The following is a 20,361-nucleotide window of genomic DNA, read 5'->3' as shown; positions in this document are numbered from 1 at the left end:
CGCAAATAACATAGCAATGATTTCTTATTTCATTTTTTGAATAAGAACGATCTCAAAAAGCGTTTTATTTTATATAAGCCGCCGCAGACTTTATGTCAGTATTCATATTTAAAATCATACTGTTATTTACATTGCCTTCCTGACAAATGGTGCCAGACTAAAAGGAACCCACACTAAAAGGAGGTAATGATGGTTTCTATCTACACCCTGACGCTCTCCCCTTCCCTCGACTCCGCCACCCTGACGCCCCAGATTTACCCGGAAGGTAAATTGCGCTGCAGCGCCCCGGTGTTTGAGCCCGGCGGCGGCGGCATTAATGTGGCGCGAGCCATAACGCACCTCGGTGGAAAGGCGACAGCAATTTTCCCCGCAGGCGGCGCGACCGGTGAGCACCTGGTCTCTCTGCTGGCCGATGAACAGGTGGCCTCGCAGACCGTCGAGTCCAAAGACTGGACGCGGCAAAACCTGCATGTGCACGTGGAGTCCAGTGGCGAGCAATACCGTTTCGTCATGCCGGGTGCAAAACTCAGTGAAGATGAGTTTCGTCAGCTTGAAGAGAAGGTGCTGGCCATTGAGAGCGGTGCTCTGCTGGTGATAAGTGGCAGCCTGCCGCCCGGTGTCAGCACGGAAAAACTGACGGCGCTGATTCGGGCCGCGCAGCAACGCGGTATCCGCTGCATTGTCGACAGTAGCGGCGAGGCGCTGCAGGCAGCCCTGACGCCGGGCAATCTTGAGCTGGTTAAACCCAACCAGAAAGAGTTAAGCGCGCTGGTGAACCGCGAACTGAACCAGCCGGACGATGTCCTCACCGCCGCGCAGGAATTGGTTCACAGCGGCAAAGCGCGACGGGTCGTGGTCTCCCTTGGCCCGCAGGGTGCCCTGGCCGTGGACGAAACGGGGTCCGTTCAGGTTGTCCCGCCGCCGATGAAAAGCCAGAGTACCGTGGGCGCAGGTGATAGCATGGTTGGAGCGATGACCCTGAAACTGGCCCAGGGTGCTTCATTACTGGAGATGACACGCTACGGCGTCGCAGCGGGTAGCGCTGCCACCATCAACCAGGGCACACGTCTCTGTTCGCTTAGCGACACGCAAAAAATCGTCGATTACCTGTCCCGAAATTAATCCCCCTATTCCCCTTCTCTGTGAAGGGGAAATACGCGGCATAGTCGCCAAACGCAGCCTATCGACTATGCTAAGAAAACTTCCAAGATAACAATGAGGTGAATTATGAGCAGTGGTGACATCACCCGCTACGTCGTTACCATCAACATTCATCAAGCGTCGCTGACCGAGCTTAATGAGCTCAACAACGCCTTTACCCGGGCCAATTTCCTGCTCACACTCACGGATGACGAGGGCAATATCCATGATTTAGGCACCCTGACGTTTGGCCTGATCAGCGCCCTGAGTAAAGAAGAGGTTCACGCTCTGGCGGCCAGTCTGGTCGAAAGCGTGACCGACAAAACAGCAGAAATTGATCTTGATACCTGGGAAAACTGGCAGAAAAAAGAACAATAAGTGCCCTGCATGAATTTAAACCGCTCAGGTGTGCGTTAGTTCGTATTTTTTTACCGCAATTATGCGCTAACTTTATGATCTGGCAGACAACATGGGAGAGACAACATGTGGCAGGCTATCAGTCATCTTTTAAGTGAGCAACTGGGTGAAGGTGAAATTGAACTGCGGAACGAGCTGCCAGGCGGAGAAATCCACGCCGCATGGCACTTACGCTACGCCGGGCGCGATCTCTTTGTTAAATGCGATGAGCGAGAGCTGCTTCCGATTTTCACCGCCGAAGCCGACCAGCTGGAACTGTTGTCGCGCAGTAAAACGGTGACGGTCCCGCAGGTCTGGGCCGTGGGCAGCGACCGCGACTACAGTTTTCTGGTCATGGAATTTCTTCCTGCCCGCCCGTTAGACGCCCATAACGCCTTCATTCTCGGCCAACAGTTAGCGCGACTGCATCAATGGAGCGACCAGCCGCAGTTTGGTCTCGATTTTGACAACGACCTCTCCACCACCCCACAACCCAATGCCTGGCAACGACGCTGGTCGACATTCTTTGCTGAGCAACGCATTGGCTGGCAGCTGGAACTGGCTGCGGAGAAAGGTCTGGAGTTTGGCAATATCGATGCCATCGTCGAACATATTCAGCAGCGTCTGGCATCCCACCAGCCTCAGGCGTCTCTGCTGCACGGTGATTTGTGGTCAGATAACTGCGCGCTGGGTCCTGACGGCCCCTATATCTTCGACCCGGCCTGTTACTGGGGCGACAGGGAGTGTGACCTGGCGATGCTGCCACTGCACCCTGAGCAACCGCCGCAAATTTACGACGGGTATCAGTCCGTTCTGCCTCTGCCGCAGGGTTTTCTTGAGCGCCAGCCGGTGTATCAGCTCTACACACTGATGAACCGCGCCATTCTGTTTGGCGGAGAGCATCTGGTCAATGCCCAGAGGGCACTTGAACGTGTGCTTGCCGCGTAATGGCGGGACGGGTGGCTATGTCGCCACCCTCATCGGTTACAGAAATCCCAACAGCGAAAAGAAGAAGTAACCCGCCACGATGATAATGACTGGCAGGATATACAGCGGGAAAATTTGCAGGAAAATGGTGTGACGCGGCACAACAATGCGGGACTCAATCTGCTCGCGGCTCATTCCTTCCGGGCCTTTCGCCTGTTCCAGAATCATCTGGTCTTCCACACCTTCGCGTAAAAAGCGCGTCTGACGGCTCATGCGTGCGCCAGAGGCCTGCAACGCCATACCAATAAAGATCAGCGCGTAGATCACCCAAAACCCGAGATTCAACTGCTGATGAAAATTCGGCGTCGGCGAATTGAACCAAAAGACATTCAGAAACGGCGTGTTAAAACGCATCATTTCAATCATGACATGAGCAAAATCAAGCATTACCGCATTAATACCTGGCTGCTTTTCACTGTGATCGTACATAAATTTGAGCACAGAGATCAGCGTCGAAATGACGGCTGGAATAAAAATTACCCAGCCAGCAATACGTTTTAAGACAGCAATGCGTCCAGCTTGTTGATACGTCATCAGTTCCCCTTCATAAAGACGCGTTATTTCTGCCTAAGTCTACCTGCTGACCATCATTTTCGCCCGCTCTTTAAAGGCAATATGCTAAATTGCAGAGTGCACTTAGCATTTATCGTCTGTCGTACACCCTGGATAAGGAGACGTTGTGATGTCGACACCGCGCCAGATTCTTGCCGCAATTTTTGACATGGATGGATTACTGATCGATTCCGAACCGTTGTGGGATCGCGCCGAACTGGACGTTATCGCCAGCCTGGGCGTTGATATCAGCCGCCGTAATGAACTTCCGGATACGCTTGGTCTGCGCATCGATATGGTGGTGGACCTGTGGTATGCCCAGCAGCCGTGGGTGGGACCCGATCGCGACGAAGTGACCGCGCGCATTATCAGCCGCGCCATCTCACTGGTGGAAGAGAGCAAGCCCCTGCTGCCCGGCGTGCGTGAAGCCGTCGCGCTGTGTAAAGCGCAGGGGTTGAAAGTTGGCCTGGCGTCAGCTTCACCGCTGCATATGCTGGAAAAAGTACTGACCATGTTTGAGCTGCGCGACAGCTTCGACGCGCTGGCCTCAGCGGAAACGTTGCCATACAGCAAGCCGCACCCGCAGGTCTATCTCGACTGTGCCGCTAAGCTCGGTCTTGATCCCCTCTGCTGTGTCGCGCTGGAAGATTCCGTTAACGGAATGGTGGCCTCGAAGGCCGCGCGCATGCGCTCGATTGTTGTTCCCGCGGAGGAAGGCCGACACGATCCCCGTTTTGCCCTTGCCGACGTGAAGCTGAACTCACTGGTTGAGCTGACGGCGCAGCACCTGCGCGGCGAGTAACCCGCCCCTTTCAGGCAGCGTCAGGCTGCCTGCTTTAAAAACAAAACATCGTTTCATTTTGTTTGCTTTTCTTATCCCCCGCTTCTATCCTTAGCGTCAGAATGACAATAACCTTACTTCTGAGGCGCGTATGATACTGGATAACTTCACTCTGTCAGGAAAAGTGGCCATCGTCACCGGATGCGATACCGGTCTGGGACAAGCCATGGCCATTGCGCTGGCGCAGGCGGGATGCGACATCGTGGGTGTTAACCGCAAAGCGCCGGAGGAAACGGCTGCCTGCATTACCGCACTCGGAAGGCGGTTCAGGGCGATTCGGGCCGATCTCAGTCAGCAGGAGAGTCTTCAGAACGTTGTTGACAGCGCGGTTGCTGAGATGGGGCGAGTCGATATTCTGGTGAACAATGCCGGGACCATACGCCGTGAAGATGCTCTCGCGTTCAGCGAAAAGGACTGGGATGACGTCATCAACCTGAATCTGAAATCGCTTTTTTTCCTCTCCCAGGCCGTGGCTAAACAGTTTATTGCGCAGGGCCAGGGCGGGAAAATCATTAATATCGCCTCGATGCTCTCATTCCAGGGCGGCATCCGCGTGCCCTCTTACACCGCGTCCAAAAGCGGCGTGTTGGGGATCACGCGTCTGCTGGCGAATGAATGGGCGACGCACGGCATCAATGTTAACGCCATCGCGCCAGGCTACATGGCGACCAACAACACTCAGCAACTGCGGGATGATCAGCAGCGCAGCCAGGAGATCCTCGACCGGATACCTGCCGGGCGCTGGGGAGTTCCGGAAGACCTGCAGGGACCGGTGGTCTTTTTAGCCTCCGCCGCCTCGGATTACGTGAACGGTCATACGTTAGCCGTCGACGGGGGCTGGCTGGCGCGCTAGGCGCGTTTGTGACATACAGTTACACCGTCACCTCTTTCGTCTACTGTATAAAAACCCTATACTGTATGAATTGACAGTTTTGTGGGTTTTATCATGACGGCGGAAGGCCATCTGCTTTTTTCCATTGCGTGCGCAGTTTTTGCGAAAAACGCTGAACTTACCCCTGTGCTCGCACAGGGGGACTGGTGGCATATTGTCCCGTCCGCCGTGTTGACCTGTCTGCTGCCCGATATCGACCATCCAAAGTCATTCCTGGGACAGCGGCTAAAGTGGATATCAAAACCCATCGCCCGCGCGTTTGGTCACCGTGGGTTTACCCACAGCCTGCTGGCCGTATTCGGCCTGCTCACCCTGTTCTATTTAAAAGTCCCTGATACCTGGATAGTGCCCGCCGATGCTATCCAGGGAATGGTGCTGGGTTATTTAAGCCATATCCTTGCCGATATGCTGACGCCTGCGGGCGTGCCGCTGCTCTGGCCATGCCGCTGGCGTTTCCGTTTGCCCATTCTTGCGCCGCAGAAAGGTAATCAGCTTGAGCGTGTGTTGTGTATGGCGCTCTTTGCCTACGCCGTCTGGATGCCGCAAACCTTGCCCGAAAACAGTGCAGTGCGCTGGTCATCCCAGATGATCAATTCGCTGCAATTTCAGTTCAATCGTTTCATTAATCACCAGATTGAACATTAAGCACACAAATTATTTCCATTTGTCATAACCCATTCCATTTGGATATAAGCGCCACATCACACTTCTGATAACCTTGCGCCAACAGGATCGGTAAAAACCGACCGTATAATAAATCAGGAGAACGGGGATGAATTTTCCACTCATCGCGAACATTGTAGTGTTCGTTGTATTGCTATTGCTTCTCGCGCAAGCGCGCCACAAACAGTGGAGCCTCGCGAAGAAAGTGCTGGTTGGTCTGGCCATGGGTGTCGTGTTTGGTCTGGCGTTGCAGGCTATTTACGGCTCCGATAATCCAGTTCTGAAAGATTCTATTCAGTGGTTCAACATCGTCGGTAACGGCTATGTCCAGCTGCTGCAGATGATCGTTATGCCGCTGGTGTTTGCCTCTATTCTGAGCGCCGTTGCCCGTCTGCATAACGCCACCCAGTTGGGTAAAATCAGCTTCCTGACCATCGGTACGCTGCTATTTACCACGCTGATTGCAGCTCTGGTCGGTGTGCTGGTCACCAACCTGTTCGGGCTGACCGCTGAAGGTCTGGTCCAGGGTACGGCTGAAACGGCGCGTCTTACCGCGATTCAGACCAACTACGTGGGTAAAGTCGCTGACCTGACGGTGCCACAGATGATGCTTTCTTTCGTGCCGAAGAACCCGTTTGCTGACCTGACCGGTGCCAGCCCAACCTCCATTATCAGCGTGGTGATCTTTGCGGCCTTCCTCGGTGTGGCGGCGCTGAAGCTGCTGAAAGACGACGCGCCGAAAGGCGAGCGCGTGCTGGTGGCTATCGATACCCTGCAAAGCTGGGTAATGAAGCTGGTCCGTCTGGTGATGCAGTTGACCCCTTACGGTGTTCTGGCGCTGATGACCAAAGTGGTTGCCGGCTCTAACCTGCAGGACATCATTAAGCTGGGTAGCTTCGTCGTCGCCTCTTATCTGGGTCTGGGCATTATGTTCGTGGTGCACGGTATCCTGCTGGGCGTCAATGGCGTTAGCCCGCTGAAATACTTCCGTAAAGTGTGGCCGGTACTGACCTTTGCGTTCACCAGCCGTTCCAGCGCCGCGTCTATTCCGCTGAACGTTGAAGCGCAGACCCGTCGTCTGGGCGTACCGGAATCTATTGCCAGCTTCTCTGCCTCCTTTGGTGCCACCATTGGTCAGAACGGTTGCGCAGGTCTCTACCCTGCAATGCTGGCGGTAATGGTTGCTCCGACCGTGGGTATCAACCCACTGGATCCCGTTTGGATTGCCACGCTGGTCGGGATTGTTACCATCAGCTCCGCAGGCGTTGCGGGTGTTGGCGGTGGCGCAACCTTCGCCGCGCTGATTGTCCTGCCGGCCCTGGGTCTGCCGGTGACGCTGGTTGCCCTGCTGATCTCCGTTGAGCCGCTGATCGACATGGGTCGTACTGCGCTGAACGTGAGCGGTTCCATGACCGCCGGTACGTTGACCAGCCAGTGGCTGAAGCAGACCGATAAAACCATTCTGGAAAGTGAAGACGACGCTGAACTGGCGCACCGTTAATCACGGATGAATAAAAAAAACCGCCTGATGGCGGTTTTTTTTTGGCTGTTATTCTTCAATCTCTTCATCCTGGCGGACCTGGTTCGCCCATCGCTGGGCCGACTCCGGCCCCGAAAACGCGGGCGAACGGCGGAAGTGTTCTCCCATCAGAACAAACGCTACGTATTTACCGCGCAGTTGCCAGACATCACGAAAACCATCCACCTTCAGGGCGTGTTCGGGCGGCGCGGGTTCGACGCGGGGCACGTAGCTAATGACAGGGCGGTTTTGTTGACGAAAAGGTTTCATAAGCGACGGGTTCACTAAAGCACATTCTGGAAGCAGGAAAATTCTATGATAGCCGATCCTCCCCCCACGCGTCGCGCCCTGCATCGCTCTGATAGCGCATTCCTTAACCAGGTCATCTGAAAACTCTTAGTTCGCCCGCCCTTTCGCCACATTGTTCTATAGTTAACAAGGTTTTTAGCAATGGATAAAGGAGAAGCGTGCAATGTCGAACAAAGATAAAACACATCAATCACCCATTCATGGCACTGAAGAATCTCAACCAGGCATGGACTCTCTGGCCCCAGCGGATGGCTCTCACCGCCCATCCCCCGGCCCTTCCGCACCTGGCGAACAGCCTACCGCGCCGGGAAGTATGAAATCCCCGGATACCGGAAACGAGAAGCTGAAATCCCTTGAGTCCCACCGTAAAGGCGGCGAAGGTTTTGCACTTACCACCAACCAGGGCGTGCGCATTGCTGACGATCAGAACTCGCTGCGTGCGGGAACGCGCGGACCGACCCTGCTGGAAGACTTTATTCTGCGGGAAAAAATCACCCATTTTGACCATGAACGTATACCTGAGCGCATCGTTCACGCGCGTGGCTCCGCGGCACACGGCTACTTCCAGCCCTACAAAAGCCTCAAAGAGATAACCAAAGCGGATTTCCTTTCCGATTCGGACAAAATCACACCGGTCTTTGTCCGCTTTTCAACCGTACAGGGCGGCGCGGGTTCGGCAGATACCGTGCGTGATATCCGCGGCTTCGCCACCAAATTTTATACCGAAGAGGGTATTTTCGATCTCGTCGGCAATAACACCCCGGTGTTCTTCATTCAGGATGCGCATAAATTTCCTGACTTTGTCCATGCGGTAAAACCGGAGCCCCACTGGGCCATACCGCAGGGACAAAGTGCGCATGACACCTTCTGGGATTATGTCTCACTGCAACCAGAAACGTTACACAACGTGATGTGGGCGATGTCAGACCGGGGCATTCCGCGCAGCTACCGCACGATGGAAGGGTTTGGTATTCATACCTTCAGGATGATCAACGCGGACGGGAAAGCCACATTCGTACGCTTCCACTGGAAGCCTGTGGCGGGCAAAGCCTCGCTGGTGTGGGATGAAGCCCAGAAGCTGACCGGGCGCGATCCGGACTTCCACCGTCGCGAACTGTGGGAGTCGATTGAAGCCGGTGACTTCCCGGAATATGAACTGGGGTTACAGCTGATCCCGGAAGAGGATGAGTTTAACTTCGATTTCGACCTTCTCGACCCGACAAAGCTGATCCCAGAGGAGCTGGTGCCGGTTCAGCTGGTGGGTAAAATGGTGCTCAACCGTAACCCGGACAATTTCTTTGCCGAAAATGAGCAGGTCGCGTTCCACCCGGGGCATATCGTTCCGGGGCTGGATTTCACGAACGATCCCCTCCTGCAGGGGCGATTGTTCTCCTATACCGATACGCAGATCAGTCGCCTTGGCGGGCCAAACTTCCACGAAATTCCGATTAACCGTCCAACCTGCCCGTACCACAATTTCCAGCGCGACGGGATGCATCGCCAGGATATCGATACCAATCCGGCTAACTATGAGCCGAACTCCATCAACGATAACTGGCCGCGCGAAACGCCGCCGGGACCGAAACGCGGTGGTTTTGAGTCGTACCAGGAGCGCATCGATGGCAATAAAATCCGCGAGCGCAGCCCGTCATTCGGCGAGTATTATGCCCAACCTCGCCTGTTCTGGAACAGCCAGACGCCGATCGAGCAACAGCACATTATCGGCGGCTTTAGCTTTGAACTGAGCAAAGTGGTGCGGACTTACATCCGCGAGCGCGTGGTCGATCAGCTCGCCCATATCGATATTCAGCTTGCCCAGAGCGTGGCGGATAACCTTGGCATTACGCTGACGGACGAGCAACGCAATGCGGCCCCACCGAAAGACGTTAACGGACTGAAGAAAGATCCGTCCCTGAGTCTGTATGCGGTGCCGGGTGGCTCGATAAAAGGCCGGGTAGTGGCCATTCTGCTGAATGACAAAACCCGTGCCATCGACGTGCTGGGGATTATGCAGGCGCTGAAAACCAAAGGCGTTCACGCCAAACTGCTCTATTCCCGCATGGGGGAAGTGACCGCCGACGACGGTTCAGTGCTGCCGGTTGCGGCCACCTTTGCCGGAGCACCATCGCTCACCGTTGATGCGGTGATTGTGCCGTGCGGCGACATCGACAGTCTGCTGAACAATGGCGATGCGATTTATTATCTGCTGGAAGCCTATAAACACCTGAAGCCGATCGCCCTTTCCGGCGATGCGCGACAGTTTAAAGCGCACCTGAAGGTGGCTGAGCAAGGCGAAGATGGCATTGTCGAAGGCGATAATGTCGATGATGCGTTTATGACCAAGCTGTTCGATCTGCTCGCAGCGCACCGTGTGTGGTCACGCAGCAGTAAGATTGATCGGATACCGGCATAAGAAAAGCCGGGTCTGGCTTTGCCCGACCCGGTGCTGATTGACATCGTTTACTCAGCCCGGCAGGCACCGCGCCTCCGGGCTATTTTCATACATCCTCAAAGGTGCCCAGACGGTACCCACGCTCGGCAATGGCGTATTTCAGCGATGCCGACGTCAGCACATCCAGTTCCGCCAGTCGCGGCCAGCAGTAGGCACTTTTACGCACAATGTTATCGACAAACGCCGGGTGTGCCATCACTTCCAGCGACCGTTCCCCGCGCGTGGCGGACTCATCCAGCACCTGCAGGAACAGCGCTTCGCTAATCTCGTCGCCGTAGAACGCGCTACTGAACCCGTCCGTTGTGGACACAGAAGACAATGACAGCCCGTGCAGCGCCTGCACCTCACGATCCACGCGCATTGCCACGCCTTTGCGCTGTGCAAATTCCGCCACTGACGGGAAAAGTGCCGGGATCATATGCACGTGATGATGGCTGTCAATATGCGTGGGTTCACGGCCAAAGAGATCGACGAAACGGTTGAACTGACAGTCCAGCTCGCGGGTAATCTCCTCGAGCGGCAGCGTGCCCTGCTCTGCCTGCTCCCAAATCCATTTGCCCAGCTGTCCGTCCCGCGTCAGTCCTGGCATCGGTGAAAGCGGCATCCCGAGCGTCAATACAAAGTGCATGCCGACGCCCAGCGCTGGCACCTCGCGGCTGAGCTGCGCCGCGTGTTCAACCGCGTCACCATTAACCAGTGCCGTTGTTGAGGTCACCACACCCCGGCGGCAGGCTTCAATAATGCCGTAGTTTTGACCTTTTGAGAGTCCAAAATCATCAGCATTGACGATCAGCAGGTTTTCCATCACACATCCTCTCAGTGCTGTTTGAATTTCAGCTTCTCAATCGTGGTGGCAAAATTAGGCAACCATTTTTCATGCGCCAGAATCATTTCGCTGGCCAGTTGCTCGGCATCACGATCGGAATGGACCAGCGGGCTGAGATTGAGCGCCAGAAGAACGTCATTGAGTTCACCGCTCAGCGCCGCGTTGCTGGCTGCCACTTCAAACCCTTTGATGGTGTGGATCAACCCCATCACTTTGTCGTCAAAGTGGGTAATTCGTGGATGCGGCCTGGCGCCATCACGTCCCAGAATGCAGGTCATCTCAACGGCCCAGTCAGCCGGGATATTGTCGATATGGCCGTGATGCGGCACATTGACGTAGTGCTCGGCCTGCTTGTCGTTGTAAATGGCGTTGATCACTTCACACGCCGCATCGGAATAATACGCTCCGCCGCGCAGCTCAAGCTCTTTCGGTTTCACGTTCAGGTTCGGATCTTTATACAAATCAAACAGCTGCTTTTCAACTTTCTGCACCACCTGAGCGCGTGCGCCACCCTTATAGTACTCACCCATCTCGATGGCCAGCATCTCTTTCTGTTTGAAGTAGTAAAGCAGGTATGAGCAAGGCAGCAGATTAAGCGAGCGGATCAGCCCTTCGCTGAACGGCAGGTCAAAGATGTTTTTCACTGACGCAGCGGTCAGGCGTCCGGAGGCTACGCCGTCAAGCAGTTCGCTAAAGCGAGACTGACCATTCACGATGACATCTTTGATAAACACCATGTGGTTCAGGCCAAAGAGATCGATAGAAAGATCGTCGTTATCGGTCAACTCCAGCACATCGCTGATGAACATCTTCATGCCAATCGGAATATTACAGACGCCGATAAAGCGTTTGAAACCGGTGTGGCGATAGACCGCCTCGGTCACCATCCCGGCCGGGTTGGTGAAGTTAATCACCCACGCGTTGGGGCAGATCGCTTCCACATCGTTGATGATGTCAAAAATGACCGGAATGGTACGCAGCCCCTTGAACAGGCCGCCCGCGCCGTTGGTCTCCTGCCCCAGATAGCCGTGGCTCAGTGGAATACGTTCATCCATTTCACGCGCTTTGAGTTGACCGACGCGCAGCTGAGTCGTCACGAAGTCGGCATCCTGCAGCGCCAGGCGACGGTCGAGGGTTTTATGCACGGTCAATGGCACACCGGCTTTCGCGACCATCCGCTTGCAGAGCTCAAAAATGATATTCAGTTTCTCCTGACCTTCCTCAACGTCCACCAGCCATAATTCGCTGACCGGTAATTCATGATAACGTTTCAGGAAACCTTCGAGTAATTCCGGGGTATAACTGCTGCCGCCGCCAATGGTTACGACTTTTAATTTCTTCTGCATAATATCTCCCTTAGCATATCAGGTTAATCGCCTGCAAGGTGTAGCGTACTCTTCCCGCTCTGTGGGCAAGCAATCAAGGCAATATTTGTGGCGGGTAAATCCGCCGAAATTTAATTAATTACCGTCAGGTTCTTCCGGTAACTGTTCGGTGTGAACGAAGTCAATTTCTTAAAGGTCTTAATAAACAAGCTGGGGCTACTGTAGCCTGACTCATAAGCAATATCGGTAACCGAGTAGTTGGTTATTTCCAGCTGTTTTTTAGCAAAATTAATGCGGATTTCATTAATAATTTGCACTGGGGTTTTACGATAATAACGCTGAGTTGCTCGGGTCAGATATTCCTGTGATTTACCGGATAAAGCGACCATATTTTCCAGCGCATTTTCGCTGAATTGCCCTTTATCGTGCATCAGTTCAACCGTACTGCGCAGCCACTGCGGAATATCATCGCTTACCTGCTGCTCTTCACGATGATGGCGCAGACGGTTCATCACATAAAACGTCACCGTTTCAATAAACTCATCAAATTCATTCTCGCGAAAGTTAAGCGAGGCGATAACCGTTTCAATCCAGGTCATGAATTCGTTTTTGATGCGATAAACCTGCGAGGCCACAAAGCAGAACGGCACCAGCGGCAGATAGTGTTTCTCAAAGAAGCGTCTGCTGACACCTACGTTAAGAATGCGGGTTGCACCAAATTCATAAAAGCTCTGGTGATGGGACCCCATCGGCAGGAAGACGAAATCTCCCCGCTCAAGCAGGACGCGCTTGCCGTTGATTTCCTGGTAGTAGCGACCGGTCAGAACAATCGTGAACTCATAGTAGTCATGCTGATGCAGACCGCTCGCGCTCTCCGTCTTGTTGTAAATAATCACGTGAAAATTTTTGCCATTAAACAGTTGCTGTTCAAGTGCGGTTTTTATTTCCATCGCGCTGACCTCCTGCTGCAAACTCTGCCTTACTGCATCTTCTCGTGAAGCTCAATTAACTCGGCCACCAGTTCACGTGCCAGCATCGACGTCATCAGATGATCCTGCGCATGCACCAGCACCAGACTGACCTTCATCTTGCCTTCACCCTGGTCGCTTTCGATAAGCTTTGTCTGCACCAGGTGCGCTTCATTCAGCGCCGTACGGGACTGTTCCATCATGGTTTTCGCGGCTGCGAAATCACCCTGCTTGGCCTGCTTGAGCGCGGCATACGCCAGGCTACGCGCCTGCCCGGAATTGATGATAAGCCCCATCACCACCTCTTCCAGATCGTTCTCTGCGGTTTCTTCTGCGACAATACTGTCCAAATCTAACATTTTTAAGCTCCTTTTGGCTGGCGCGGGTTGCCCCGCGCCGTGCAATTTTAGAATTTCAGTGCGAGGGCGATATCCTCTTCGCTCTCTTCTTCATCGATAACGGTTGCAGCTTTGTTTGCTATCGCCACGAATGGCATATAGAGCAGTGTTGCAATCCCGAGGTTGAATATCGCCAGCAGGAAGGCAGCCACGCTACCGTTGGTGTTGAAGAACGCCCCCAGACCCGCCGGCATGGTCCACGGCGCAATGTTGGTGACGGGCGGGATAATGCCCAGGTAATAGGCCGTCAGGGTAATGGCCGCCAGCAGTGGCTGAACCAGAATGAACGGAATGAACATTACCGGGTTCATGATGATTGGCAGACCAAACAGAATCGGCTCGTTTATCTGGAAGATGCCTGACGGCAGTGCCAGCTTCGCAACCTGACGATGGTCAGCGCGACGAGAAACAATAAAGACCGCGATGATCAGACCCAGCGTCGCCCCGGTACCCCCCAGGAAGATATAAGAGTCGAGCATCGGCTTCGCCCACACATGGAAGGTTTTACCGGCTGCCAGCGCCGCGTCAACAGAGCCGTACTGCTGGTAAAGTGCAACGTTTTCCAGTGCCCATGGGGTCATGATACCGCTGTCCAGCGCCGCCAGTGCCAGTGAACCATGCACGCCAAAGAACCACAGCAGGGAGGTGAAAATCACATACGCCCAACCGACCACGCTACCCATTGACGCCAGCGGCGTTGAGATAGAGTCCATGATGATCTGGTGGAAGTTAGTGCCCCAATGAGAGAGCGCCCAGGCGATAATCCCCATGATGGAAAGAATAATGAAGCCTGGAATCAACGCGGAAAATGAACGAGAAACGGACGCCGGCACGCTATCCGGTAAACGGATAACCCAGTTGCGACGAATAATAAAGGTGAACATCTCCGCAACCACCAGACCGATAACGATACCGGAGATGATATTAGCGCCCCCCAGCCAGTTGGCCCCTACGGCATAGGCCTCACCGACGCTGTATGGCGTCACGGTCATAAAGGCGGCAATGGATAATAAACCTGCGGCCAGCGGATCCACTTTCCGTTCTTCCGCCAGTGCCATGCCAATAAAGAAAGGTGCCATCAGCGACATAATACCTAACGTACCGTTATATACGTTGCCGCCAATGGCTTTTAAACCATTAAGGGTTTCAATTGTGGAAGCGTCTAATCGAATTCCTAATGAATAAAAAAAGGAACCTTCACCAAAGCTCAGAAAAACGTTGTTAATTAAAACGAACATTGCCCCAGCCAGCGTCAACGGCATTAATCTAATAAAACCATTTTTGATGGCATTAACGTGAGGCTGCTTTCCTATTTTAACAGCAAAAGGAAGGAGTACCTTTTCAAGTGAAGCGATGACTTTACTCATAGGAAAATACCCTTAAATGCCGCAACGCAGGTTACGGCGTATTGTGTGTGAAATAACTCTTTGACGGGAAAAATAAAAATTAATTAGCAGCTTTTTTAATTGCTGCAACAGCAGCTTTCAATACACCTAAACCATCAATCTTGCCGTACAATCCCGAATCGATCACTTCGACCGGTTTATTGGGTAACAGACGTTGAATTTCGGGCAACATATAGGCAATTTGCGGCCCCAGTAAAACGACATCGGCTGTCTGGCCCTTTTCGCCCGCCAGCGTCTCCGGAAACGCTTCGATCACCACCGGGACTTCATACTTCTCAGCCTGAGCACGCATCTTTGACACCAGAAGCGAGGTTGACATGCCTGCTGAGCAGAACAGATAGATATGTTTCTTTTCCATAGTAACTTCCCTCTCGTATGACTACCTGCCATCGCGCTATCACTCGACTCGCTATCCTGGCAGACAGGTAGTTTGCTTACTGTTGTTTGTCGTTGGAGTGAGTATACGCAATGGTACAGACAGGAGATAATTCTGCACAGGGGCAAATTGTCTCTCATTGACCTGGCGTGTTGACTACCTTCACATTTCAGGCAAATAATTCGCGAGAAGAAATAAGATTTACGTATGTATAAAAAAACCGGCCCAACGGCCGGTTTGTTAACATACTCAGGCAAGAAGGGTTACTGCGCCTTAGGTGCCTGCGGATCGGTATCGTATTCAGTACAGGTCTGGTAACCGGAGTTGATCACATGACCGGTCTCATCCAACGCAACGAAGTAGGTCTCTGCCTTACCATCACGTTGACCCAGGATATAGGTCTGGCAGGTACCGCGTGCATGAATCATTGTCACTTCAGAAGAAGGCTTGCCGGCAATCGCAGCCACCTGCGAACGGGTCATGCCTTTTTTGACATCTTTCACTACGGGCTGTGTAAACTGATCTTTGGTGCGGTCGTAGGCCGTACACCCTGCCAGCATAGTCAGTACCGCCGCTGCGCTAAGAATTCCTGCTACGTTCTTGTTCATATTCCGTCCTCTTGTTTATCAGCGTGTTATCTAAGCATGGAATAAAAAGTACTATTGTTCAACTTTGTGAATTCCGCCAGACGAATTTCGGAAAATTCTAATAAAACAACGATAACCTGCTAAATCGCCGCAATTTAGCGCACTCGAAACTGTGATCCTTGTCGTTTCTCGTTCAAAGGGTTAGTTTTAACAGTTAACACAATCTGTTTATGTTCTGCATATGGAGGGCGTGATGGCTCTGCAACAAGAGATTATTCAGGCGCTGGGCGCGAAGCCCGCGGTAGACGCACAAGAAGAGATCCGCCGCAGCGTGGATTTTTTAAAGTCTTATTTAAAAACTCACTCGTTCCTGAAATCCCTGGTGCTGGGCATCAGCGGCGGTCAGGACTCTACCCTGGCCGGTAAACTCTGCCAGATGGCAATTTCAGAGCTCCGCGAAGAGACGGGTGATGACGCGCTGCAGTTTATTGCCGTGCGTCTTCCCTATGGCGTGCAGGCTGATGAACAGGATTGCCAGGATGCCATCGCCTTCATCCAGCCCGATCGCGTGCTCACCGTCAATATCAAAGGATCGGTGCTGGCCAGCGAGCAGGCGCTTCGCGAAGCAGGCATTGAGTTGAGTGATTTTGTCCGCGGCAATGAAAAAGCCCGTGAACGTATGAAAGCGCAATACAGCATTGCCGGGATGACCAAAGGCGTTGTGGTCGGTACCGATCATGCGGCAGAAGCCATCACGGGTTTCTTCACCAAGTATGGCGACGGCGGTACCGATATTAACCCGCTCTTCCGTCTGAACAAACGTCAGGGTAAGCAGCTGCTTGCCGCGCTGGGTTGCCCGGAGCACCTTTACAAGAAAGCGCCAACGGCAGATCTGGAAGACGATCGCCCCTCCCTGCCGGATGAAGCGGCCCTGGGTGTCACCTATGACAATATTGATGATTATCTGGAAGGCAAAAAACTGGATGAAGGTACCGCGAAGATCATTGAAAGCTGGTATCTGAAAACCGAGCACAAGCGTCGCCCGCCGATCACCGTGTTCGATGATTTCTGGAAAAAGTAACACTCTGGCACCCTCTCTCTGGGGAGAGGGTGTTCGCCCGCACCGTCCGTTGCGCCACCCGGCTCTTTTTTAACCAAACCGGCTCTGCTACACTGTATGCCTGAACAGTATATGGAGTAGTATGTGAGCAGGCGTCAATCCGCCCCGCGTCTTGAGTTTGAAGCGGCGGCTATCTACGAATATCCCGAACATCTTCGCCCCTGGCTTGAGGAACTGCCTAAACAGCCGGGCGTGTATATCTTTCACGGTGAGAGTGACACCCTTCCGCTCTACATTGGCAAAAGCGTAAATATTCGCAGCCGGGTCATGTCTCATCTGCGCACGCCAGACGAGGCGGCAATGCTGCGCCAGTCGCGACGCATCACCTGGTTTCGTACCGCCGGAGAAATGGGCGCGCTCTTACTGGAAGCCCGGCTGATCAAAGAGCAACAGCCGCTGTTCAATAAGCGCCTGCGCCGCAACCGGCAGCTCTGCTCCCTGCAGATAAACGCCGGTAAGCCGCAGGTTGTCTACGCACGCGAAGTCGATTTTTCTCACGCCCCCAATCTCTACGGGCTGTTCGCTAACAAACGGGCGGCTCTGCAGGCTCTGCAAACGCTGGCCGATGAGTTACAGCTGTGCTACAGCCTGCTAGGCCTCGAAGCAACCACCCGCGGGCGTGCCTGTTTCCGCTCAGCGTTAAAGCGCTGCGCAGGGGCCTGCTGCGGGAAAGAAAGCATTGAGGAACACCACGCCCGGCTCCTCGCAGGGCTGGCGGCGCTTAGCGTTAACTGCTGGCCGTGGGAGGGTGCCGTTGCGCTAAAAGAAGTCGGTGACGCGATGACCCAGTATCACATCATCAACAACTGGCTCTGGCTGGGTGCTGTTGACGATGTAAACGATGCGGCAACCTTGCTGCGCACACCCGCCGGTTTCGACCACGATGGCTACAAAATTCTCTGCAAGCCCGTGTTAACCGGCAAGTATGAGGTCATTGAGCTTAGTGCCCCGGCAGCCAGTTAATTTCGCTGAATAATAAGGTGCCCTGAGCCTCCAGCAGGCGGAGAGTATGGACGCCCTCCTCCCAGCTGGCGCCCTGATCGGCCGTCAGCAACTTATCGCCAAGCTGCCACGCCCCGCTTAACACGAACGCGACGCCCCCGCGGGAGCCGAACGTGGTAAAGGTGCGGTCAGCGACACGCACTTTCGCCTGACAACGGTCACGCCGGGTCATGATGTTGAAATCCATCGACATCCGTCCTTCGGAAAGCAGCGCTTTCACCGGCTGATCGCCGGAAAAATGGTATGGCTGATGATGTTTCAGGGTATGGCAGAACGCCTGACCGGCATCCAGCGTTACCTCACCCCCTTCAAGCAAGGTAATCACCCGATCGACACCGGGAAAAGAGGAGAATTCGCCATTGCTGGCGATGGTCGCGATACTGGCACGCCAGTAAAAATCACGCGTTGCGGGCGGAAAACAACAAATTTCCCGCGTCTCGCCTGCGCCATTGCGCCAGAGGCTGACCGGCATCTTACGGATATCAAAGAACTCCATCACCACTCCTGAAAGGCACAACCTGTGCCAGGGCAAGGATATCGCTATCGTTGCTGTCTTGTTTGTTATCGTTGGGTTTTCACAGACACAGTATCGGCAGCAGAGCGGGCAGGCCTTAGCGGAACGTTAATAAAAATTATAACGCCATGACTCTGCAAACATTCTCTGAAGCGACTACAGGAGAATACCGCTCTGGCGGCGGCAGACAAGAGGGCAGGAAAGAAAAACCGCCGGTCCTGTCCACAGCGTTAGCGCTTTTGTGGACAGGATCCCGGCGGTCTTAAGATGTTGAACCGATTATTCGGTTGGTGCTGGCATTTTACCTTCCATTGCTGGACGTTCTGTCAGACGCTTCTCAAAATTGGCATTAAATTGTTTTTTCTGTTCCGGCGTCAGAATGTTGTAGATCTTGTTCTGGGTTTCCATATGCGCCAGCATGCGGGCTTTATGCTGCTCAGCCATTTTGTCGATCTGCGCTTCGGCTTTTGCTTTATCGAAGCTGTCGCTGGCGATGATGTCATGCATCGCGCGGCGTTCGTCCAGTGACGGACGTTTCATCTGGTCGCGCTGGCTTTTCATGATGTCGCGGACCTGCTGTTTCTGTGCATCCGTCAGGTTCAGATCTTTAAACATCATCATCTCGTGGTGCATACCCGGCTTGCCTTTATGATGCATCATCATTTTGCCTTCGACAGGCGCGGCAGTGGTGGTGGTCGCGGTATCTGCAGCGAACGCCATGCTGGTAGCGCCCAGAGCCAGGGTAGAAGCAACAAACAGTGCAGTAAACTTACGCATAATTTATTTCCTTACTTTCAGTTATTCTTCGGCGCTATGCCGTGTTGACGAGATTAACTTTACGGGGTTTATCGTCAATTAATCAGAGCAACAGTAAAACAATGAAAGTGTAAAAAACAAATTATCGCCAAATGTGGAGGAATTAAGGATAAAGGATGGAGAGTTGCAACGAAAATATTCAAGATGATGATTTTCAAAGCAATTTAAAAAAGTATAGCGAAGTGAAGACCAATAATAAAGCAATTCACCAGGAATATTCTGCAATAGTTGTCATTGCGCTTTAATCGCTAAGAAAAATATTTTGACGTTCCCCTCTCAGGCAATGAGAGGGGAAATGTTCAGGACACTTTTTCCAGCATCAGCCCGGCGCGCAGGCCAAACGCTACCGATGGATTAGGGAACAGAACATATTCAGTGGTTTTCTGCACCTCGTAGCGCTCGTCGCCATCTTCCGCCAGCAGAACGCCTTTGCGAAAAGGGGTGAAGTTCAGCGTGTGGGCGGCCATATGCAGCCGGAAGGCCTCGCTGCGGCGAGTGATCTGCTGTACGACCCGATAGCGCACGACAGTCTGTTGCGTTGGCTCGGGTGCCAATCCCCCGAGCAGCGCGCGAAGCGCAAGGTGCGTTGGCGCGAAGCGCGTGAGATCGTTCTGGCCAAACGGTAGCGCTTTTCCCAGCTCCAGCGTGCAGGCCAGCGCGCCGAAATGCTCACAGGTGAAATGGGTAAATGTGCCCCCCGGCGACTGATGAAACACCAGAGCCTCCAGCCCGGCGTCGCCCAGCCAGCTCAGAAACGCCTCATCCCACGGCTGGTTACGCTGGGGCAGAACACCAAAGCGCACATGATAAGAGGCGCGAATTGCCGTATGCAGGTCGAGATGCCAGCGCACGGGACCGGCCGCGGCGAAAAATGTGGCAACCACGTGCTCAAGCCACTGCGCCCGCGACGTTTCATCGCCCGGCACAAACTGTGACCAGCGGCCGCCAAACATGCGGTTAAGGTCGCTCTCAAGATAACGTTTGTTTTGCGCCAGCGCAGGCGGGTTGCCAAACACCACCAGCAGACGGCACTGCAGGGTGATATCTCCCCGATACAACGCGCGAAGCAGCTGGTCGACAATTTCAACCGGCGCGGTTTCATTGCCATGGATGCCGGTTGAAAGCAGCAGCGATAACTCACTCTTCGCGGCCGGTGTCAGTTCAAGGACGCCGCGACCCAGCCACCGCCAGTGAAATGAGGGGCCCTCCCCCTCACGCTGTTCGGGGGTTTCATCGGCCAGTGTCAACGCCAGTAAGTTTTCCATAGCTACT

Annotated in this window: 22 protein-coding genes; 10 read left to right on the top strand and 12 right to left on the bottom strand. The window is 53.8% G+C overall.

Annotated elements, in window-relative coordinates; genetic code table 11:
* The first annotated feature begins 189 nt into the window (after positions 1–189).
* From pfkB to AC2FAP_RS03900, 3 genes are all read left to right on the top strand, one after another.
* Positions 190–1,122: a 6-phosphofructokinase II gene (pfkB, locus tag AC2FAP_RS03910; RefSeq protein WP_032677972.1), complete on the top strand. Its 933-nt coding sequence runs from the start codon at positions 190–192 to the stop codon at positions 1,120–1,122.
* A gap of 105 nt (positions 1,123–1,227) precedes the next feature.
* On the top strand, positions 1,228–1,518 hold the full coding sequence (gene ghoS / locus AC2FAP_RS03905) for a type V toxin-antitoxin system endoribonuclease antitoxin GhoS (protein WP_032681208.1): 291 nt from the start codon (positions 1,228–1,230) through the stop codon (positions 1,516–1,518).
* A 105-nt stretch (positions 1,519–1,623) separates the two neighbouring features.
* A complete protein-coding gene (locus AC2FAP_RS03900; protein ID WP_449541571.1) occupies positions 1,624–2,484 on the top strand; it encodes a fructosamine kinase family protein in 861 nt (286 codons plus the stop codon).
* A 36-nt stretch (positions 2,485–2,520) separates the two neighbouring features.
* On the opposite strand, the gene AC2FAP_RS03895 is transcribed toward AC2FAP_RS03900, so the two are convergent.
* Positions 2,521–3,057 carry a YniB family protein gene (locus AC2FAP_RS03895; protein ID WP_014169686.1) on the bottom strand — a complete coding sequence of 179 codons (537 nt, stop codon included), beginning with the start codon at positions 3,055–3,057 and terminating at the stop codon, positions 2,521–2,523.
* A gap of 148 nt (positions 3,058–3,205) precedes the next feature.
* On the opposite strand from AC2FAP_RS03895, the gene hxpB reads away from it, so the two are divergent.
* The 4 genes from hxpB (at position 3,206) to AC2FAP_RS03875 (ending at position 6,972) form a co-directional block, all read left to right on the top strand.
* Positions 3,206–3,877: a hexitol phosphatase HxpB gene (gene hxpB, locus AC2FAP_RS03890; protein ID WP_025204401.1), complete on the top strand. Its 672-nt coding sequence runs from the start codon at positions 3,206–3,208 to the stop codon at positions 3,875–3,877.
* 130 nt (positions 3,878–4,007) lie between these two features.
* The gene (kduD, locus tag AC2FAP_RS03885; RefSeq protein ID WP_219372915.1) at positions 4,008–4,769 is read left to right on the top strand and encodes a 2-dehydro-3-deoxy-D-gluconate 5-dehydrogenase KduD; all 762 of its coding nucleotides are present in this window, start codon (positions 4,008–4,010) and stop codon (positions 4,767–4,769) included.
* Between the two features lie 93 nt (positions 4,770–4,862).
* Positions 4,863–5,453 (top strand): metal-dependent hydrolase, encoded by a 591-nt coding sequence (locus AC2FAP_RS03880; RefSeq protein WP_047955477.1) that lies wholly within the window; start codon positions 4,863–4,865, stop codon positions 5,451–5,453.
* Between the two features lie 127 nt (positions 5,454–5,580).
* Positions 5,581–6,972 carry an L-cystine transporter gene (locus AC2FAP_RS03875; RefSeq protein ID WP_449541570.1) on the top strand — a complete coding sequence of 464 codons (1,392 nt, stop codon included), beginning with the start codon at positions 5,581–5,583 and terminating at the stop codon, positions 6,970–6,972.
* A gap of 48 nt (positions 6,973–7,020) precedes the next feature.
* Here the strand turns inward: AC2FAP_RS03875 and cedA are convergent, their stop codons facing one another.
* Positions 7,021–7,275 carry a cell division activator CedA gene (gene cedA / locus AC2FAP_RS03870; protein WP_071605472.1) on the bottom strand — a complete coding sequence of 85 codons (255 nt, stop codon included), beginning with the start codon at positions 7,273–7,275 and terminating at the stop codon, positions 7,021–7,023.
* A 187-nt stretch (positions 7,276–7,462) separates the two neighbouring features.
* Between cedA and katE the strand changes: the two genes are divergently transcribed.
* Positions 7,463–9,712, top strand: coding sequence for a catalase HPII (katE, locus tag AC2FAP_RS03865; protein ID WP_449541569.1), 2,250 nt, complete (start codon positions 7,463–7,465; stop codon positions 9,710–9,712).
* Between the two features lie 85 nt (positions 9,713–9,797).
* Here katE and chbG read toward each other — a convergent pair whose 3' ends face one another.
* The 7 genes from chbG to osmE form a co-directional block, all read right to left on the bottom strand.
* The gene (chbG, locus tag AC2FAP_RS03860; protein ID WP_063934343.1) at positions 9,798–10,556 is read right to left on the bottom strand and encodes a chitin disaccharide deacetylase; all 759 of its coding nucleotides are present in this window, start codon (positions 10,554–10,556) and stop codon (positions 9,798–9,800) included.
* An 11-nt stretch (positions 10,557–10,567) separates the two neighbouring features.
* Positions 10,568–11,923 (bottom strand): 6-phospho-beta-glucosidase, encoded by a 1,356-nt coding sequence (locus AC2FAP_RS03855; protein ID WP_079231144.1) that lies wholly within the window; start codon positions 11,921–11,923, stop codon positions 10,568–10,570.
* Between the two features lie 110 nt (positions 11,924–12,033).
* A complete protein-coding gene (gene chbR, locus AC2FAP_RS03850; protein ID WP_014169676.1) occupies positions 12,034–12,873 on the bottom strand; it encodes a transcriptional regulator ChbR in 840 nt (279 codons plus the stop codon).
* 8 nt (positions 12,874–12,881) lie between these two features.
* Positions 12,882–13,229, bottom strand: a complete 348-nt coding sequence (gene chbA / locus AC2FAP_RS03845; protein WP_020884417.1) for a PTS N,N'-diacetylchitobiose transporter subunit IIA — start codon at positions 13,227–13,229, stop codon at positions 12,882–12,884.
* Positions 13,230–13,276: 47 nt separating this feature from the next.
* Positions 13,277–14,635, bottom strand: a complete 1,359-nt coding sequence (chbC, locus tag AC2FAP_RS03840; RefSeq protein WP_014169674.1) for a PTS N,N'-diacetylchitobiose transporter subunit IIC — start codon at positions 14,633–14,635, stop codon at positions 13,277–13,279.
* 79 nt (positions 14,636–14,714) lie between these two features.
* The gene (gene chbB / locus AC2FAP_RS03835; protein WP_008500676.1) at positions 14,715–15,032 is read right to left on the bottom strand and encodes a PTS N,N'-diacetylchitobiose transporter subunit IIB; all 318 of its coding nucleotides are present in this window, start codon (positions 15,030–15,032) and stop codon (positions 14,715–14,717) included.
* 281 nt (positions 15,033–15,313) lie between these two features.
* Positions 15,314–15,658: an osmotically-inducible lipoprotein OsmE gene (gene osmE / locus AC2FAP_RS03830; protein ID WP_014169673.1), complete on the bottom strand. Its 345-nt coding sequence runs from the start codon at positions 15,656–15,658 to the stop codon at positions 15,314–15,316.
* A gap of 232 nt (positions 15,659–15,890) precedes the next feature.
* On the opposite strand from osmE, the gene nadE reads away from it, so the two are divergent.
* Positions 15,891–16,718 (top strand): ammonia-dependent NAD(+) synthetase, encoded by an 828-nt coding sequence (nadE, locus tag AC2FAP_RS03825; protein WP_020884418.1) that lies wholly within the window; start codon positions 15,891–15,893, stop codon positions 16,716–16,718.
* Positions 16,719–16,841: 123 nt separating this feature from the next.
* The gene (gene cho, locus AC2FAP_RS03820) at positions 16,842–17,720 is read left to right on the top strand and encodes an excinuclease Cho (protein ID WP_014169671.1); all 879 of its coding nucleotides are present in this window, start codon (positions 16,842–16,844) and stop codon (positions 17,718–17,720) included.
* On the opposite strand, the gene ves is transcribed toward cho, so the two are convergent.
* The 3 genes from ves to astE form a co-directional block, all read right to left on the bottom strand.
* Positions 17,698–18,255 carry an environmental stress-induced protein Ves gene (ves, locus tag AC2FAP_RS03815; protein ID WP_020884419.1) on the bottom strand — a complete coding sequence of 186 codons (558 nt, stop codon included), beginning with the start codon at positions 18,253–18,255 and terminating at the stop codon, positions 17,698–17,700. The genes cho and ves overlap by 23 nt on opposite strands.
* Positions 18,256–18,552: 297 nt before the next feature.
* Entirely contained in the window at positions 18,553–19,050 is a 498-nt protein-coding gene (gene spy, locus AC2FAP_RS03810; RefSeq protein ID WP_020884420.1) for an ATP-independent periplasmic protein-refolding chaperone Spy, read from the bottom strand.
* 338 nt (positions 19,051–19,388) lie between these two features.
* The gene (gene astE / locus AC2FAP_RS03805) at positions 19,389–20,354 is read right to left on the bottom strand and encodes a succinylglutamate desuccinylase (RefSeq protein ID WP_449541568.1); all 966 of its coding nucleotides are present in this window, start codon (positions 20,352–20,354) and stop codon (positions 19,389–19,391) included.
* Between the last annotated feature and the right edge of the window lie 7 nt (positions 20,355–20,361).

The organism is Enterobacter cloacae complex sp. 394I7 (genome assembly GCF_057320345.1).
The sequence above is the reverse complement of the archived record's forward strand: the minus strand, read 5'-3'. Positions and strand labels throughout refer to the sequence as shown.